Annotated in this window: 21 protein-coding genes; 19 read left to right on the top strand and 2 right to left on the bottom strand. The window is 40.2% G+C overall.

The genetic code is table 11. From position 1 onward, the window contains the following. Positions 1–7: 7 nt before the first annotated feature. The 14 genes from MHI25_RS22960 (at position 8) to MHI25_RS22895 (ending at position 12,916) form a co-directional block, all read left to right on the top strand. Positions 8–1,183 (top strand): MFS transporter, encoded by a 1,176-nt coding sequence (locus tag MHI25_RS22960; protein WP_076184230.1) that lies wholly within the window; start codon positions 8–10, stop codon positions 1,181–1,183. A 229-nt stretch (positions 1,184–1,412) separates the two neighbouring features. Beyond that, a complete protein-coding gene (locus MHI25_RS22955) occupies positions 1,413–1,895 on the top strand; it encodes a hypothetical protein (protein ID WP_340394388.1) in 483 nt (160 codons plus the stop codon). A gap of 124 nt (positions 1,896–2,019) precedes the next feature. Next, on the top strand, positions 2,020–2,307 hold the full coding sequence (locus MHI25_RS22950) for a hypothetical protein (RefSeq protein WP_340394387.1): 288 nt from the start codon (positions 2,020–2,022) through the stop codon (positions 2,305–2,307). A 323-nt stretch (positions 2,308–2,630) separates the two neighbouring features. Next, positions 2,631–3,485, top strand: coding sequence for a hypothetical protein (locus MHI25_RS22945; RefSeq protein ID WP_076184228.1), 855 nt, complete (start codon positions 2,631–2,633; stop codon positions 3,483–3,485). A gap of 178 nt (positions 3,486–3,663) precedes the next feature. Further along, entirely contained in the window at positions 3,664–4,107 is a 444-nt protein-coding gene (locus MHI25_RS22940; protein ID WP_076279211.1) for a GNAT family N-acetyltransferase, read from the top strand. A gap of 95 nt (positions 4,108–4,202) precedes the next feature. Further along, positions 4,203–4,643 carry a DUF6678 family protein gene (locus MHI25_RS22935; protein ID WP_081391890.1) on the top strand — a complete coding sequence of 147 codons (441 nt, stop codon included), beginning with the start codon at positions 4,203–4,205 and terminating at the stop codon, positions 4,641–4,643. A 183-nt stretch (positions 4,644–4,826) separates the two neighbouring features. Beyond that, positions 4,827–5,408, top strand: a complete 582-nt coding sequence (locus MHI25_RS22930; protein ID WP_076184227.1) for a TetR/AcrR family transcriptional regulator — start codon at positions 4,827–4,829, stop codon at positions 5,406–5,408. Positions 5,409–5,431: 23 nt separating this feature from the next. Further along, a complete protein-coding gene (locus MHI25_RS22925; RefSeq protein WP_076304651.1) occupies positions 5,432–6,055 on the top strand; it encodes an HXXEE domain-containing protein in 624 nt (207 codons plus the stop codon). 287 nt (positions 6,056–6,342) lie between these two features. After that, a complete protein-coding gene (locus tag MHI25_RS22920) occupies positions 6,343–7,527 on the top strand; it encodes a glycosyltransferase (RefSeq protein WP_076304652.1) in 1,185 nt (394 codons plus the stop codon). A 202-nt stretch (positions 7,528–7,729) separates the two neighbouring features. Continuing rightward, complete coding sequence (locus MHI25_RS22915; RefSeq protein ID WP_076304653.1) at positions 7,730–8,794, top strand: serine hydrolase domain-containing protein; 1,065 nt, start codon at positions 7,730–7,732, stop codon at positions 8,792–8,794. A 114-nt stretch (positions 8,795–8,908) separates the two neighbouring features. Next, positions 8,909–10,018: a hypothetical protein gene (locus tag MHI25_RS22910; protein WP_076304654.1), complete on the top strand. Its 1,110-nt coding sequence runs from the start codon at positions 8,909–8,911 to the stop codon at positions 10,016–10,018. Between the two features lie 154 nt (positions 10,019–10,172). Beyond that, a complete protein-coding gene (locus tag MHI25_RS22905; protein ID WP_038572615.1) occupies positions 10,173–10,631 on the top strand; it encodes a GNAT family N-acetyltransferase in 459 nt (152 codons plus the stop codon). A 37-nt stretch (positions 10,632–10,668) separates the two neighbouring features. Continuing rightward, on the top strand, positions 10,669–12,141 hold the full coding sequence (locus MHI25_RS22900) for an amidase family protein (protein ID WP_340394382.1): 1,473 nt from the start codon (positions 10,669–10,671) through the stop codon (positions 12,139–12,141). A 199-nt stretch (positions 12,142–12,340) separates the two neighbouring features. Then, on the top strand, positions 12,341–12,916 hold the full coding sequence (locus MHI25_RS22895) for a dihydrofolate reductase family protein (protein WP_076307288.1): 576 nt from the start codon (positions 12,341–12,343) through the stop codon (positions 12,914–12,916). A gap of 139 nt (positions 12,917–13,055) precedes the next feature. Here the strand turns inward: MHI25_RS22895 and MHI25_RS22890 are convergent, their stop codons facing one another. Next, positions 13,056–13,253 carry a hypothetical protein gene (locus tag MHI25_RS22890; RefSeq protein WP_340394380.1) on the bottom strand — a complete coding sequence of 66 codons (198 nt, stop codon included), beginning with the start codon at positions 13,251–13,253 and terminating at the stop codon, positions 13,056–13,058. Between the two features lie 97 nt (positions 13,254–13,350). Here MHI25_RS22890 and MHI25_RS22885 point away from each other — a divergent pair, with 97 nt between their 5' ends. The 5 genes from MHI25_RS22885 (at position 13,351) to MHI25_RS22865 (ending at position 16,810) form a co-directional block, all read left to right on the top strand. Next, entirely contained in the window at positions 13,351–13,974 is a 624-nt protein-coding gene (locus MHI25_RS22885; RefSeq protein ID WP_340394378.1) for a hypothetical protein, read from the top strand. Positions 13,975–13,997: 23 nt separating this feature from the next. Further along, positions 13,998–14,348, top strand: a complete 351-nt coding sequence (locus MHI25_RS22880) for an MmcQ/YjbR family DNA-binding protein (RefSeq protein ID WP_076279204.1) — start codon at positions 13,998–14,000, stop codon at positions 14,346–14,348. Between the two features lie 77 nt (positions 14,349–14,425). Beyond that, positions 14,426–14,617, top strand: a complete 192-nt coding sequence (locus tag MHI25_RS22875) for a hypothetical protein (protein WP_076130223.1) — start codon at positions 14,426–14,428, stop codon at positions 14,615–14,617. Positions 14,618–14,982: 365 nt separating this feature from the next. Then, on the top strand, positions 14,983–15,495 hold the full coding sequence (locus tag MHI25_RS22870; RefSeq protein ID WP_340394376.1) for a GNAT family N-acetyltransferase: 513 nt from the start codon (positions 14,983–14,985) through the stop codon (positions 15,493–15,495). A gap of 175 nt (positions 15,496–15,670) precedes the next feature. Further along, positions 15,671–16,810: a 5-methyltetrahydropteroyltriglutamate--homocysteine S-methyltransferase gene (locus MHI25_RS22865; protein WP_340394375.1), complete on the top strand. Its 1,140-nt coding sequence runs from the start codon at positions 15,671–15,673 to the stop codon at positions 16,808–16,810. A gap of 445 nt (positions 16,811–17,255) precedes the next feature. Here MHI25_RS22865 and MHI25_RS22860 read toward each other — a convergent pair whose 3' ends face one another. Beyond that, on the bottom strand, positions 17,256–18,197 hold the full coding sequence (locus tag MHI25_RS22860) for an NAD(P)H-binding protein (RefSeq protein WP_076130225.1): 942 nt from the start codon (positions 18,195–18,197) through the stop codon (positions 17,256–17,258). Positions 18,198–18,235: the final 38 nt, after the last annotated feature.

The following is an 18,235-nucleotide window of genomic DNA, read 5'->3' as shown; positions in this document are numbered from 1 at the left end:
GGGGAAATTGAAAAATAAACGGATCATTTATATTCTGGCACTGGCTGTTTTTCTGATTGGAACCATTGAATATATTATTACAGGAGTTATTGAGATGATCGCTGTGGACTTGGGAGTATCTACTTCTGAAGTTGGATTATTGGTGACTGTGTTTGCCCTCTCTGCAGCCATTGTCGCTCCGGTTTTGATTGCATTAACGATCAATGCAGACCGCAAGAAACTACTAATGACCACCCTAGGTGTGTTTATTGCCAGCAACGGACTTATGTTTGTAGATCTTGCTTATGAAACAGTACTATGGATACGTATTATCCAAGGGGCTAGCGGAGGAATCGCTACCGTTGTAGCCATGGCAATAGCGACCCGACTCGTTGAAAAAGAAAAAAGGGGCAATGCCATCGGTATCATTTTGATGGGGCTTAGCAGTTCACTAGTGCTTGGTGTTCCTGTGGGAACATTTTTTAGTGAGCTGTTTGGATGGAGAGTGCTATTTGTTTTAATCGGATTATTAAGTATTTTTCCATTACTTATCATCTATAAAAAGGTACCGGCAATCAAAGAAGAGGAGAAGGTTACCCTCAGAATGCAGCTCTCTATTTTAAAAAATCCAACCATTCTGATGGCCTTGGTTATTACGTTATTTTATGTCGGCGGCTATTCTACACTGTTTACTTATATTACGCCTTTCTTGCAAGCCACGTCCTCTCTTTCCATGACCGAAATTAGCGGTGTTCTGTTCCTGGCGGGCATTTGCAGCTTTGTCGGATCAAGGCTGGGCGGACAACTGGCAGATGCAAAGGGATCGAAATTTACCATTTGTCTCGGGCTTCTGTTACAAGGAGCGACTCTGCTTTTATTTGCTCTAGCCGGAGTCAATCTGTTGGTTTTAATCTTGGTTTTAATGATTTTTATGTTAGCAACGTGGAGTATTTCCCCGGCCCAGCAACTATATCTGGTTACTCTGGCGCCTCGAAATCCGGACATTGCTCTTAGTGTAAATACTTCGTTCATCCAATTTGGCTTTGCACTGGGATCTGGATTAGGCGGGTTAGTCATCAGTCGTACATCTGTCCTATATTTGAATTGGCTGGGTTTTGCCGCTGTATGCATAGCTTTACTTCTTGCCCTCTTACTATTTAAAAAAATGAGCAGTAGGACTAAAACTACTATGGTTATTAAATAAGAAATGGATTGGGAAACGACAAAGAGAACCTTTTCGCTGATTTTTGGTTTGACTGCGATAACCTCAAAGAATTTATTTTTGAAGTCGAATCACATGTCGATTCATTACCTGAACTTTACGCTAACGTGAAACGATAACACAATAACGACACACAGGCAGTCGGTCAATGGATCGGCTGCCTATGTTCAACTAACGGGCAGAATACTTCCAATATGTGGTATTCTAAGGTATGGGATTTGAACAGGGGGGAGCCATGTTGACGGAAATAAAATATCCAGTTAAGAATCCATCCAGAATTGGAACTATTATAGGCATGATTGCTCTTATATCGAGTCAATCTATTCTTGGATTGAGATTATGGAATCAGAGGGGGGTATTCTACACTTCGTTAACTGTGGTTCTTTTGTGTTTAGTTTTATTGTTACTCACATTGTACAGAACATTTTTTAAGAAACCAACGGAGTTATGCCTATCCAATGAGCAAATTATATTAAATGGAAATATGATTAATCCAAAGGATATTAAAGTGATAATGACCAGGGGGTACTTTAAACCTGTTATTGGGATATTACCTTACAGGAGGAAGATCGTCCCATTAGATATGGCATTTAGGTATTCAAAGGATGAAGATAAAGGTATCTCGGATTTAGAGAGTTGGGCAAAAATGAACAATGTTAAGATGGTCAATAAATCGTTTCAAACGTGGATATAAGTGTATTCAAAAGCACTATTCGGCAGTTAAATGCGGTATATATAGTACGATTATCCATAAGAGATGAGGTGCCTTTATCAAGAAGAAATATGCTTTTCTAATCGTTTCCATATTATTATTTGTGATGGCTTATACAAAACCAAGTAGTCAATATTATGATAATTACCTCCATAAGGTTCACGGTCTTAAATGTGACAGTTCCGAAAGCTCAAATTGCTTTCATACTATTAATGACTTGAAATCATCAAGTCTCACACATCAGATTATTTTTATGACAGCAGAAACAAAAATTTTTGGAGAGGCAGATAACAAAATACGAGTAATAGGTATTTTCAATCATTTTTTTGTGATAGAAAATCGTCTTCATCCTAAATCAGATAATAACAATAATATCGAAGTTCCGTTAAGCTAACGGGCAGGATTGTTTAGAAAGTCCCTGATTGTATTTACCTATGCTTACTGTTAATCTAAACAATAGAGATGCTAACAAAGGAGCATAAACCTTATCATGTGGAATACTCTGTAAAGATTAACAATTTGAAAGGATGCCTGAAATAGTGATTACACTATTTTATTAGGTGTGCTTTTCTTTAATCTTACAGGGTGTGCAGGGAAAGGTGTATCATATACCCATCCTGCGGATACCTGATGGTATTCGCTTTTATTCGTGGGAAAACGCATCTCTATTGATTCCTACCTGTTTATCCTTCTACTAGCGAGTGGAGGAACTTTATTATGCGATCGAAATTAGTCTTAATTGAGGGGATGCCAGGATCTGGCAAAACAACAACTGCTCAGCTCGTTCATGAAATTCTTACGGAAGTGAACATTACATCGCAGCTTTTTTTAGAAGGAAATTTGGAACATCCTGCTGATTATGATGGAGTCGCTTTCTTTAAGAAAACTGAATGGGATGAATTATTGAATACCCATAAAAAGTTTAAAGATTTGTTGAGTAATCTAATGATTCAACAAGATAACGATTACTTCCTAGAATATCGGAAAATAAAAAGTGAAGTCTGGTCAAGTTTTCCAGATGAATTGCATCGCGCAGTTTTTAAACATGATATTTATGAATTGCCGCTAGATCAGAATAGGAAACTTATAACAGAACGATGGACGAAGTTTGAGGATCGTGTTATGTATGGCGCAGACACCTTTATTTTTGATTGTTGTTTTATACAAAACCCTGTAACAATAGGCATGATTAAACATGCTGCGAAGAAGGAAGACGTTATAAGTTATGTTATTGAACTGGCAACAATTGTAGAGCGGCTGAATCCATTGTTGATATACGTACAGCAGAATGATCTTGATCATTCTTTCAGAAAGGCTGTAAAGGAAAGACCTCAGGAATGGTCAGAGGGATTTATTGAATATTACACGAACCAGGGGTATGGAAAAACACAAAATTATAAAGGGTTAGATGGAACACTGCAGGTTCTTAAAGCAAGAAGGGAACTAGAAGAAGAGATTTTTACCAGATTAAACATTACCAAGATAAAAGTTGATAACTCTTCTTATAATAAAAACGAGTATAAGCAAGTTTTAGAGGGCATTTTATCAGAATATTATAAATCAACAAACTAATGAGAGATTGGATTCTAGGGATTGCAGGCTGAAAAAGAGGCAATCTATAAAGCTTACGGGAAACGATAGCTGAGGAGCATTGCCATGGCAATGCTCCTTTTTTATTTGTTGAAGTAACGGGCAGGATTGCTTCATCCACTGTCGAATCCTTTGCTTGAATATTTCTATAAAGGAGGGGATGGAAATTAAGATACGAGAAGTTGTAGCAAATGATTATGCTGAAGTTGTTTTTTTATGGAATGATGTACTTGGTGTTCGCAATGTTAATATTGAAAATTTTCGAGTTACTATGGAAAACATGAATAAGGCTGGGAATTATAAAACATTCGTTGCATTATTTGAAAATGAAGTGGTTGGTTTTGTCACTATAGTTCAGGCGTTATCCGTAGGGTCTTCGAATGGTTATCTACATATTCAAGGGCTTGCCGTTAAAAAGGAATTACAGCATAGTGGGATAGGTACAGAACTACTAAGACACACTGAGAATTATGCTAAAGAAATGGGAATATCAAGTATTATTTTATGTAGCGGATTTAAGCGAACCGACGCCCATGCTTTCTATGTGCATAATGGCTATGACAAAGATTCATACTGCTTTGATAAGATTATTAAACTTGACTAATTTTGAATTAATTTACCGGGAAACGTTAACTCAATAATGACACACAGGCAGGTCAGCGTGGGATTTATGTTGTTTATTCAGGAGGATTTTTGATTGTGGGTTATGAACAGGATTTTAAAAAAAGGGTACATGAAGTTATTAAACAGAAACAATTATGTTCAGTTATGAATGACACTAAGTGGGGAAACTTACAAAGTGATGTACTAAATAAACTACCTTTTACCCCTCCATATCAAGCTAAGTATGTCTTAGACGATATACCTTATCCAGAGAACTTCGAAAACGACGTCTGGTATTTAGGGGATTGGATAGAAGGACTTTCACCTTTTTTTTCTGTAGAATGGATACGGGTTAGACCAAGGTATCAGAAGCACAAGGGGAATCTGCTTCCTCCTGAATTAATTGACATAAGTAAAGAATTTCTTTCGATTTTACATGAATTAAGAATTCCGTATAGAGAAGAAAATAATACATTTTTCATTTATGGATATATATCAAATACAGACTCACTTTTCAAAGGTAATCAATTAAGCTAACAGGAAACGTTAATTTAATAAAAACATGTAAGCAGCCGCTCAAACAACCGGCTGCTTTTTCATTTAAACTTGGTTTGATTTCGGATAAATAAAAGTTGCAAAAAGGAAAAAGATTGCTATACTAAATTTAAACGTTATTTTAAATGTCATTTAAATCAAAGAGAATATACTTGGAGGTTGCGTATGGAGACAGACAAAAAGTTGGAAACAAAAGAGAAGATTATGCGTGCCACACTGGAGTTGACTAAACAAGAAGGCTTTGAAAGGATTACTATAAAAAAAATTGCAGAAGCCTCAAGCACGAATGTCGCTCTAGTTAACTATTACTTTGGGTCCAAAGAAAATTTGTTTAGCGAGTCCATCAAATTGATATTGAACAGCTTTCAGCATACCTTTGCCATACTTGACGATTTCTCTATATCCTCACGAGATAGATTGAGGCAATTTTTACTGGATTATTTGCAAGTGATCCTTCAATATCCCGAATTGCTCTCCAGAATCATCCTGATGGGCAAGACCGTTTTCTCCTCCCAGCATGAATATGGATCATTTTTGAATCTATTGGGGTTTCCTAAGATACAAAATACTTTAAGAGAGTTAACCGATGAACAGCAACCAGAGCACCTGATGACCATGACGATGCAGATTTTTGGAGCGCTTTTTCTACCGGCACTTATGAGTCCTATTCTAGAAACAGGAGCTTCCGTGAAGATTGCACCTATAGAGGAACAGATTGACCTGCTCTTTGCAAGATACTTTCATTAATAAACTCAGATTGAGGTGATTAAATGAATTTTTTAAGAAAATATTGGCAGGATATAGGACTATTCATTGGCATTGTTATATGCATGTATCTTCTAATGAATTGGCAAACAATACCGCGGATAAACAGCATATTATGGTTAAGCTTTGTGGCGATCCTTCTTCATCAATTTGAGGAATACCGCTGGCCAGGGTACTTTCCAGGCATATTCAATATAGCCCTTTTTAAAAGTGAATCCCCTGACAACTATCCATTAAATAAACAGTCGGCAATGATTATTAATGTGGTCATCGCCTATGTGTTCTACTTGCTCCCTGTATTCTTCCCGTCAGTAGTATGGCTGGGGATGGCACCTGTTTTAATGGGCTTTTTCCAAATCATTTTCCATGGAGTCGTCATTAATATAAGAGCAAAAAGCATGTATAGTCCAGGATTAGTCTCCGCAATTTTTGTACATTTGCCGGTGGGGATCTGGTACATCAACTACTTATATGAGCATCATTTAATAACCCTCTCAGACTGGATTTGGAGCGCAATTTATTTTGCCATAGCTGTTTATATTTTAATAGTGAAAGGAAATACATGGATGAAAAACAAAAACTCCATTCACAAATTTTCGCAAAAGCAATTATGGTCTTTTCATAAGTAGCTCCTCATAACCCACCAGAAGGTCCAGTTGTTATAACTCTTGATGTAAAATTTGATCATATTACACGTTCGAAGATGCTCCCGGATTCAGTTGGCCTTTAACTAAACACAGTACATTAATCCTCTCGTTACTGGAGGTTGATACACTGTGTTTTTTTCTGCGGATTTCTTCGTTTGCTTCGCGCTATAGAAAATGTTGAAGTTAATATTCTGTTGAGGATCTCATCACTATCTGTTTACGATTCAGAGTTAGAGTTAGAGAAGGCCAAGCGAAAAAGGAGCTTTCTCATGAACACAGATCCTAAAGTGCTTATTGTAACTTCGGCATTTGGAGACGGGCATCTCAAAGTAGCAGAAGCGATTGATCATTCTTTTAGACGTAGAGGGATCAGCCGGATTGTCACCTTGGATCTTTTCGCTGCAGTCTACCCTACTCTGAATGAGCTGTCCCGCAGATTCTACCTGAACAGCACAGGTTATACTCAAGAATTTTATGGATTAGTGTACAAGTTGACGAGCAAGATGAACCCAGACCAGTTCATGGGCAGATGGATTCATTCTATGGGCAAGCGGAAAGTGCAAAGGATCATCGATGAGATCGGACCGGATATTATCATTCATACCTTTCCTTATTTGGCCGCTGCAGAGCTTGCATCAACAAAGGGGAGACGGATCCCCCTTTTCACTGTCATGACGGATTATGTGGTTCATGGCAGATGGCTTCATCCACAAACCACAAAGTATTTTATCGCTACGGAAAGCATGAAAGAAGAACTGATGTCATTAGGTATTGCTGAAGAAAAGCTTGTGGTTAGCGGGATTCCGATTCGTGAAGCTTTTGAACAGACTCAGGAACGTGAAGCCCTTTTACGTAAGCACGGACTAGATGGAAATCGGCATTATCTATTACTTGCGGCAGGGGCTTACGGTGTGTTGAGTGATATTAACCATTTAATAATAAGGGCGCTGCAGCAATCAAACTTTGATGTAATGGTATTGTGCGGGAATAATCATAAGCTCCAGATGGCTACGGAAGAGCTTTTTCAAGAGAATCCTCGGGTTCACATACGGGGTTATACAGAAGAAATGCAGGAGCTAATGTGCATATCCTCCTGTCTGTTGACCAAAGCAGGGGGGATTACCTTGACTGAGGCGATGGCTCTAGCACTTCCTGTAATTGTCTATCGTCCGCTCCCCGGTCAGGAGGCAGGCAATGCAGAATGGTTGTCTGAGCACAATTTAATAGAGATTGCCCGAGACGAGGAGCAGTTAGTAGAGCAGCTTCAGAGATTGGAACATCTTGGGTACAAGGATGAAAAGGTACAGGGTATGAAGAGTTTTTCCCGGAAATCAGCCGCGGATGCTATTGTTACTGAGGCTTTAGAGGTTATCAAGCTGCGGCAGCCGTCTGTTTCAGCCGTAAAATCTATGGTTGTTGAAGGGCAGGCGAAGACGATTCATGGATATTATTAGCAAGGTAGAAAGACCACGCGTTGTGGGTCCTCTAATTGGAGGCTGGCTCGGAAGCTCGGGGAATGAATTGCTGCCTTTTCAAGTAAGCACCTGTTTATTTGATTATAATTATTTATTACCAGATAAAGGGTCGATAAGATGTTATTATTTGTATGGGTGAATTTATTGGAAATGGTGCTTTATTGTCATTGGGGAGGTCAAAATGTACACGAATCAGAAGATAGAGGATATTTTGCATGAAATGCTAATCAAGTCTGTGGAAAATGAAAAGTTTCCGGGATTAGCGGCCGGAATCGTAAAGGACAACCAAGTTCTGTTTACTGGTGAATATGGGACGGCAAATTTATCGACGGGTGATCCTGTTGTTCGTGGCACTTTGTTTCACCAAGCCTCTGTCTCCAAAACCTTCGTAGCAACTGCCATTATGCAATTAGTTGAGCGTGGTAAGGTAGAATTGGATGCTCCCATCACTAAATATCTGTCATATTTTAAGTTAGAGGATGAGCGGTATCAAAATATAACAATAAGACAGCTTATGAATCATACCTCCGGTATGCCTGATGAGGAAGATTACGCGTGGGACCGCCCTGAATACGACGAGCAAAGTCTTGAACGATATGTAAAAGGGATAGGTCACCACAAGCTGTTAAGCCAACCGGGAGAGAAATTTGCCTATAGTAATATAGGATATGAGATCTTGGGAGATATGATAGCAAAAGTCAGCGATATGAGCTTCGAGCAGTATATGGAAAAAAATATTCTTGAACCGACAGGAATGCAGTCCAGTTCTTTTCTTAAACAGGAGGTTGAAGCTTATATTGCTGCACCTCATGTGCTTGGAGCTACCCATGAATGTGGTGGCTGCGTTAGTAGTGTTTTTCCATATAACAGGGCTCATGCACCTAGCTCCACTTTATATACCCATGCCGAAGATATGTGCCAATATCTGCTGATGCATCTAAACGGTGGAACAGCCGGGAACGGCAATGAAGTCCTCCAGCCAGGTAGCTATAATGAAATGTGGAAACCTCATGCACAAACGGGCTATGATCCGGAAAATGCACAGATAGGATTGGGCTGGTTTCTAGGAGAATATAAGGGTTCTCGTATTCTCTCACATTCCGGCTGGGATACTGGATTCTTAAGCAATCTGTTCCTGCTTCCCGATAAAAAAATCGCTATTTCTGTTATGAGTAATTGTGACTATGTCAACATGGGCAGTGTATGCTTCCCAATCCTTGATCTGTTGCTTGGCTCCAATATTTAGAACGAGTCTGTAATTGATTTTACAACTTCATAACAAGGGGCTTCGTACTTTATAACATTCGTATCTTAAAGTACATGTAAGTCAAGCCCACTTACACTATGGAGGTTATGAGAAATGAAGAGTAAAGATGTGAAATCAGCCCTCGGGGTGATCGCGATATCCAGTGGTCTGCTAGCCCTCACTGCTTTGGCAGTGCCCACAATCGTCGCTTATACTACAGTGAACCAGAATGTGTCTCAAGCGGACGTTTCCTACACGCAAGAACTCAACCAGAAGCCAGCTGTTCAACTGGCGAGCAGCCAGATCCCGGTACTTAAGGTTGCAACCAAAACACCGGTCTCGACGATCAAGTCGTATTTTGAGCGCACAGTCACTGCTGAAGAAATTAAGCAGATTAATGAGTATGCAGAGAAGGCCAGGCTCACTGGCAAGGATGAACAGCTTACGCGGCAATTTACGGACCAAGAGAATAAGCGGCGGATGTTATTGGATGATCAATACAAGTACGATGGCTTACGGCCCCAGCAGAAGCTACCTTTGAAATCAGGGAGTTCCGAATTTTATCTGGATCAAAGCAAATTTACCTATGTAATTCCTAAGCGCGAACTGACTGATGAAGAAATGCTGCAATTGATCGACTGGAATTATCGCTTTAATTATGTGGTAAGCCTCAATCTTGTCGTGGCACAGCCAGATAAGAAGGACATCAGTCAGGATGAAGCCCTACGCAGAGCAGAAGAGAGCGTAAGCCGTCTATTCGGTGTCGATCTCTCAAAGTTGCAGGCTCAGACCTCATATTATAAACCTTTTCCTGATTCGAAAGGGCAATGGTTCGTTAATTTTCTACCTTACCGTGCAGAGACACTGCGGGCTCAGGATAAGTCTTATTTCATGTATAATACGTTCGTGGATGCAAAGAGCGGGACCGTACTTGATACCACGATAGTGGACCTGTCCTATAAGAGAACTCCGATTACAGCAGCTATGAATAAACAGATTAGCCAGGATTCCAGCTGGCTTCAAGCCGCTAAATCCATTGTGGTGGACAAGCAGGGCGAGACCCGTGCGATAACCAGCTCCTCTATCATTAAAGACAGTGCATATGACAAAAGCGGAGTAGTAGCGGTCTTGGTCAAACTGAAAGACGGTAGCTCCTACACGGTAGAGCTGCGCTATCCGGAGAAGACTCTGCGCTGCCTGATCTATACACCGGTTTCCAAGTAATGAAGTGAACCAGCGTTATAAACTACTTTAGTATTTACAACCTACAGCAAGCCCCACTCGGGGCTTGCTGCTCTGCATTTTGAGAGCTGGTTGATAACTATTGTGAGAGCAGGCACGGGTATAGGAATTTCTTTTTACAAGAAGGGATGGTTAGATGCTAGATATTAAATCCTTACAAGAATGTCCTCTTCGCCAAAATGAGCTTATTGAGTATGTCAAAAAACGATGGCCAAAAGTACAACAAGTTGTGCTCCCCAATATACAAGAAAGTTTAATCTCCAAAGATGAGGAGTTCCCTTTTACATTTTTGCTGTTGAAACATGATGTAATCATCGGGTTTTATCAATTAATTGAGCAGGAATTTATAACTCGAAAAGATTTATCACCTTGGATTGCGCCATTGTTTATTGACGAAAGTGAGAGGGGCAAAGCACTGGGAGCCGTTTTGTTGGAGCATGCCAGAAAAATAGCTGGGCAACTAGGTTATGCAAAAGTCTACTTGGCGACGGATCATATTCTTTATTATGAGAAATATGGATTTAAGGAAATAGGTCTGGATAACTTCGAGTGGGGACGGCCCACCAAAATATATGAACATGACACTATTACATAAATGACCCAAATGACCCAAATGGAAAGCAGGAGTTATCATGGAACATATCTTCGAATTAACAAAAATAAAGAGTGAAGAAATAACGATACTCGAACTGCAGGATGCAATGGATAGAGGGGATGTTAGTTCTAGGGAACTTGTTATGTATTACATGTATCGGATAGCAACGTTTGACCAGAGTGGTCCCATGATAAACTCTATTATGGAAATGAATACAGATGCGATTTATATTGCCGAGGCATTAGATCAGGAAAGGAAATTAAGCGGAGCACGAAGTCTTCTACATGGTGTGCCTGTATTATTGAAAGGAAATATTGAAACGAATGATAAAATGCATACAACTGCGGGCGCATTAGCTTTGGAAAACCATGTTAGCTCGAACGATGCTTTTCTTGTCCAAAAACTAAGGGATGCTGGGGCCATTATACTTGCAAAAACAAATATGACGGAATGGGCAAATGGGATGTCATCATCCATGTGGGCTGGGTATAGCTCAATAGGAGGACAAACCAAAAATCCATACGGTGATCATTTTCCGGGAGGTTCCAGTACGGGTTCTGCCGCTTCCGTTGCAGCCAACTTTTCAACAGTAGCCGTGGGGACAGAGACGTCTGGCTCTATTTTAAGTCCAGCTGTGCAAAACGCAATAGTTGGTTTAAAGCCAACTGTAGGTCTAATAAGTAGATCAGGCATAATTCCATGGTCATATTCTCAGGATACAGCTGGACCTATGGCAAGGAATGTGACAGATGTTGCGATCTTATTAAATGCGCTTACGGGAAAAGATGAAAGTGATCCTGCTACTTGGAAAAATGAATATTCTACTATGGACTACACAGCATTTTTGGATAAAGACGGATTAAATAAAGCGACCATAGGCGTTTTTAGAAATGCTCTACCTAAGAATTATTGTGACATGGGTGAATATGATGAACATTTATTTAATGATGCTGTGGCTAAATTAAAAGGTTCTGGAGCCAACATAATAGAAGATATAGATATTCCATCGTTCCATAGAGAGTGGAAATATAACAAAATGAATCTTGAATTTAAGCATTCCGTTGAAAATTACTTATATAACCTTCCGGCTCAACTTCCTGTCCATAACCTAAATGAATTGATGGAATGGAACGAGCGGAATTCGGAAAAGGCTTTGAAATATGGACAAGATATGCTGAACTATCGATCACAGCTAGATAAACCGTTGAATCATTCGGAATATATAGTAGAGTCTATCTCTGACTTATATTATTCGCAAAATATGGGGATCGATCATGCTTTAGAAAAGTATGGATTGGATGCAATCCTGTTTCCTGCTTATGTCGGAGCTGATTTAAGTGCTAGAGCAGGTTATCCAACTATAGCAGTGCCCGCAGGCTTTCAAGAGAATGGAAGAGCCTTTGGGATCACATTTGCAGGAACGGCATTTAGTGAACCGACACTCATTCGGATTGCATTTGCATTCGAACAACAAACGAAACACAGGAAAATGCCGGCTCTAAAGAAATGAAAGATGAATTGAAAATTAGAAAAAGGTGCATTTACAAACGAACGTACGTTTGCTAATATGTTGATGTGGATAAAAATACCAAAGTGAAGAAAAAAGCGTTTGAGATTAGCAATCCATAAGAAACAACCCAAGTTGAATTCTGCTAAAATGTAGTTAATGTCTAATGTAGATATCCCTCATGAACAAAGGAGAACTGAAAATGAGAAAACTCGTTCTATTTCTTCACGCATCGCTTGACGGTTTTGTAGAAGGGCCGAATGGTGAAATGGACATTGGCTGGGTTTCCTACGATGCTGATTTGGAGAACCATGCGAAAGAAATTCTGAGTACTGCCGACACTGTCATTTGGGGACGTGGGACTTATCAGATGATGCACAGTTACTGGCCATCTGTCCCTTCGAACCCATCAGCTTCGCAGCATGAACGGAATCACGCCGAGTGGATCGAAAAGACAGCCAAAATTGTTTTTTCCACGACGCTGGAGAAAGTCGAATGGAATAATTCCAGACTCGTGAAAGAAGCTGTCGAGAAAGAGATCAATATCCTCAAACAGCAGCCCGGCAAGGATATGGTCATCCTCGGCAGTCCTAGATTCGCACACCACCTTATGCAGCTTGATTTAATTGATGAGTATAAAATTACGGTTTCTCCCGTCCTGATCGGTAAGGGATTGCCATTATTCCAAGGTCTCAAGGAGAAGAGAAATCTTAAGCTAATCGAAAACAAGACCTTTGATTCTGGAGCCATAGGTCTCGTTTACCAGACGGTAAGATAACCTTGTCACTTAAGGTGATTGCTCACGGGGAACGTTATTGGAACGACAACAGCGGCAGTCTAAGACTTTATTTATCAAGTCTTGGTCCGCCGCTGCTTCTTTTAATGGATCCAGTCTAATACTTTATTTTTACCAAACACTAATCAGATGTTGGTTCTTTCATAAACCATGAAATATGGGTGCATCGCTTACAAATAAGGATGGCAGCGTTTTTGTTCGCCCAGTCAAAGCCTAAAAATGATGCGCCGCTTGTGTTAAGCAGTTTATAATCCAGATCAAAAGTATCGTTTTGACAGCAAGGACAGGTTATTGGTGCGCTTGCAGCACTGTATCTCATTTTAAAAACCTCCTGTGGATTTGTATAATACTTTAACGTATTTGAGGTTATTCAGGTTTCGTGCACTTGAACTTACTAGTTAATTTGGGGTGAAGTTATGTTTAGCTGGACAAAAGCTTTGTCAAAGGTATGTGAACTTTATTTTTCATCCAAAATGAATTCGAATTTAGAATGGATCTTGGTTGGCTCGGTCGGTTCGGTTCTTCAGGGCTGTGAAATGACCCCAGGAGACGTTGATATTTATACAAGGAATAAGGAAGGGATTGACCAATTTGCAGAACTTCTTAAAGGATTTTCCCTTTTGGATAAATGTGAATTTCCTCATGGGGATAACTGGTTATCTTCTTTAGAAGAACCTACATTCACTCAAACCTTTTCTTCGGGATTTTCTTGGACAAAAGGGAGTTGGATAATCGATGGATTTAAGGTGGAGGTTGTTCATATTTCCAATTCAGCTGGAATTCCTGATTCTATGGATGGTGATGGGATATGGGAAGGTGGACAATTCATTTGGAGCCATTTCAAAAACGTGGAGATCGGACCGTATACTATTCCTACAGTTCCGCTAGAAATACAGTTGGAATCTAATTTAAGACGAAAAAGATCAGATAGGACACAAGCGATTATCGCTGCATTACAAAAAAATGGCTATGATAAAGAACTAATCGATAAAGCCTTGTCAAAGGAACACTTATCTTATTTTTATTCCCAAATTGGTTAGGCTGAGAAGGCGAGGGACTGATTTTGACCCATAATATTATTGAATACTGTTTAAAAAAGAACGGAGCAACAAAGGACTATCCTTTCGGATTCGATCCATTGGTGATTAAGATTGCCGGTAAAATGTTCGCGCTTATTTTTGAGAATAAGGGGAATTATGCTTACATAAATCTAAAATGTGATCCGGTGATTGCAGGGAACTTGCGAGAGCAGCATGAGAGCGTTCGGCCAGGATACCACATGAACAAAAAACACTGGAATACGATTGTTTTGGATGGCTCCTTACCAGAGTCGGATATCTATTTAATGATTGATCACTCTTACGATAGGGTTGTCAAAAATCTCCCTAAAGCCCTCCGACAAACGATATACTGAATGTGGCATTAATTTGTCGTTTAAATGGTAATGGACTGGTATAATATGGTTTATAATCATGGAAAGGAGTTGTTTTTATGTCTGACTTTTTTAATTCAGGACCTAATCCCAATATGACGGACCCTGGAGGCCATAAAGCAAACCATGATGTAAATGCGCAAAAATATCATACTGAAGGCGTTCCTGGATTTTGGAGCGAGGTAACCAATCTGTTGATCGTTGTGGCTATAATTGCCGTCATTTTTTTAGTTATAAGGTTTGTTTTATGATTACCCTGGTTTAGAGTGAAGATATTGACTTTTAGGAGACGGTTCCATTGGTAACTATCATTAGGTGGACAGAATTTAAAAGGATAACGCCTACTCGTCCATAAACTGCGTATTTCCTTCTGAATGAGGGTACTAGATGCAAAAATATAACATTAGTACAATGAAAGACTTTTCAAAGCATTACATTGACCAAATCCGAATATTAGAACACCTTTGCAAGACGTCCGATAGGTCAAGTTTGAGGGTGGGTGTAGAAAGCCTTAAGGAGATAGACGGAGATGAGGCATTCTTGTGCCAGATCAGATATGCAAATGCAAGGCATACAAACTTGCCGTTTTAGGATACCTTCTAATTCTGAATCAGGGATGGATTATATACGGTATTTAGGGGCAAGTGCTGCACCGTCTGAATTCCTCATGGTTTTTAATCGGGCACAAATCGCTGGATCAAGCCACTCCGGTTTAGTTGTGCGATTGGAAGAAGATCAGGATTTAGAGTTCATGGTTAAATGTTCATCACAAGCCTTTGGTGATTCAGAGTCCTGGACTAGGAATTATTTAACTCGTACCAGAGAACCGGCACGGATTACTTACATTGCTGTGGACAACATGATTCCGGTTGGGATGATCAGAGTCAATGATTTAGATACAAATACTGCGGTTATACATGATTTTTGTGTGCTTCCTTCGTGTCAAGGCAGAGGATACGGTCGTGAAATTCTTTCAGAGGTAGTTAAAATCTTGCGAGATCAGAAGAATTCCCAGATTCGTCTTAGCGTGGTCACTCAAAATAGAAATGCATTATCCCTCTATCAGTCGGTTGGGTTCGAGGTGACTGCGGAGTTTAATTACTATGTAATTTCCGTCGATATGATTTGATAAGGAAGAGGCGCTACTCATGCGCCTCTTTCTTTTTTGGTATGTCCTTCTAATTATCACGCTGAATCTAGCTATAGTTAATACTTATAACCTGCCATAGCGCATTGGTAGATCGGTATAGTCAGTCGGTTATGCTATATTAATTCTAATAATTTGTTTACGAGGAGATTAATATATGAGCATTCAGACCAAACCCCAAAAACGAACCGTTACTCCATTTCGATATGATATCGTGGGCAGCTTCCTGCGCCCCCAAGCGTTGAAAGAGGCTAGATTAAAATTCAAGAACGGGGAATTTACTGCCGAGCAGTTGAAGGAAGTAGAGAACGACGAGATCGTTAAGCTCGTGCAGAAACAAAAAGAGGTGGGGCTTCAAGCGGTGACTGATGGTGAATTCCGCCGCTCTTGGTGGCACCTCGACTTCTTCTGGGGACTTGACGGTGTAGAACGGACAATTATTGATCAAGGTTACCAATTTAACGGTGCAGAGTCCAGACCAGAAACAGCCCGACTGACCGGGAAAATAAGCTACAGCAGCCATCCTTTTGTTTCTCATTATGAATTTTTAAAAGGTGCTGCTGGTCAGGACGTTGTTGCCCGTCAATCGATTCCTGCGGCTGCACAATTCCTGTTCGAGCTAGATCGGGCGGAAAACAAGGAAAGCACAAATGAATTATACCCGAATCGCGAAGAGCTTATCTCGGATATTGCCAAAGCATACAAAGCATCGATTCTTGCCTTCTATGCAGCGGGCTGCCGCAGTATTCAAATCGACGATTGTACGTGGGGAGCGCTTTGCGACGAACAGTTTATAGCGTTTATGAATCAGATTGGCGTGAACGTAGCTGAATATGCAAGCGAACTTGCAAAATTGAATGAGGAAGTTGTAACCGGTCTGCCGGAAGATCTTGTTGTAACAACCCATGTATGCCGGGGCAATTATGTTTCGACTTATGCTGGAGTAGGTGGAGGCTACGAGCCTATCGCGCAAACGCTTCTTAATATCAATAACTACTCGGGTTATTATCTGGAGTTTGATACCGAACGTGCAGGCGACTTCAAGCCATTGCGCTTCTTGAAAGACAATCAGCAGGTTGTGTTAGGTCTGTTCTCATCCAAATTTGGTGAGCTTGAAAGCAAGGAAGATATTCTGAAGCGTATTGAGGAAGCGAAGCAATACGTTGATCTAAACCGGATTTGCCTTAGCCCGCAATGTGGCTTTGCTTCCACGGAAGAAGGCAACCACCTGACTGAAGAGCAGCAATGGCGTAAGCTTGCTTATATTAAAGAAATTGCTGAAGAGATCTGGAACTAACTTTAATTAAAAATAGACAGAGATAAAGATAATGCACCTTTAGCCATTCGGATGTTTATCCGTACAGTTAAAGGTGTATTTTGTTCTACAGCGATTTTACCGATATACTTGGCTAGTTCTATCTATACCGTGACGGAGGATTAGGGAAAACCTCCCTAATAAAAGTCGATAATTGCTCTAAATGAATGAAATTAAGGAATAACTCCCTAAAAACAGAGCAATATCAAGATTTACAGCCAAATCACTTAAATTTCAGGGAAGAATTCCCTGATTATTAGTCTGATGACCAGAATCCTCAGAATATTAGGGAGGTTTTCCCTAATTATCTCCAGGGCGAGCATATGATTGAGCTTTACGGAGTTTTTGTGCCACGCTCAGTATAAAAGAAATCACCCCCGTTTAATAAACGGGGGTGATTTAGCCTAAGAAGTAAGAGTGGCAGCTTTTAATTGTCTTTAGAGTGTCTTTCGCCAACCTGGAATTCATCGGCATGTTCAAACATATATTTCACGGTCAAAGGGTCTTGACCAGTAAGTTGTTTGAAGTCGTCCGTATAAACATCCATTTTTCCTTCACGAATAGCTTGTCCGAAAGTAACCATACCTTCTGAAGAAAAGGGGGCTTCGGAACCTTCTTTAAATGCACCATCGGTGGTTCTAGGCACGCCCATTGCTTCGAATACGGCATAATTTTCTTCGTCCGTGTTTTCTTTGTAGGTGATATGATTGCCCGTTACTTCATTACCAATCTTAATGAAGTCGGTAATTGTCATCAATTCAAGCCCGTTGATATTTAGAATCGCTTCCTGATAGTTATTGGAGGCTAGGGCATACGCAACGGCTTTTGCGCAATCCTTCCGCGAGATATAAGCCATTTTACCGTCACCTTGATTGTTTGTTAATACCCCGTCACCCTTCACATACGTAAAGTAATTGGTTATCATGGCTTCCGCATATTGGGAATTGCGAAGGAAGATATAATCTAGCCCAACGCTTTGAATATAACGTTCGGTATACACATGGTCAATTTTTTCTACGCTTGGATTGCTTTCATCGGCTGCGTTGACCAAAGAAGTATAAATGATCTGTTTGACTCCAGCTTCTTTGGCAGCATCGACCACATTTTTTTGTGCATTTTGACGTTTCTCTCCAACAAAAGGCATGGAGATTAGTGCGAGTTTATCGGCATGTGCAAAAGCTTCGGCAAGGCCGTCCTTGTTATTAAAGTTGGTCACATGTGTTTCAATCCCTTGTTCCGCATATTCTTTCAAACATGCTGGATCGTAAGCGCAAAAAATGATTTGGTCTTTATCTACCAGCTCCAACAAGTATTCCGCAGCTTGCTTCCCTAGATTTCCATCGACACCAGTCAACAATAATTTACCCATGATCGTTGTCACTCCTTGTGGATATGATTTATACCCTT

Source organism: Paenibacillus sp. FSL E2-0177 (assembly GCF_037992975.1).
Lineage (GTDB): Bacteria > Bacillota > Bacilli > Paenibacillales > Paenibacillaceae > Paenibacillus_AQ > Paenibacillus_AQ odorifer.
This window is presented reverse-complemented; position numbering and strand designations above follow the sequence as displayed.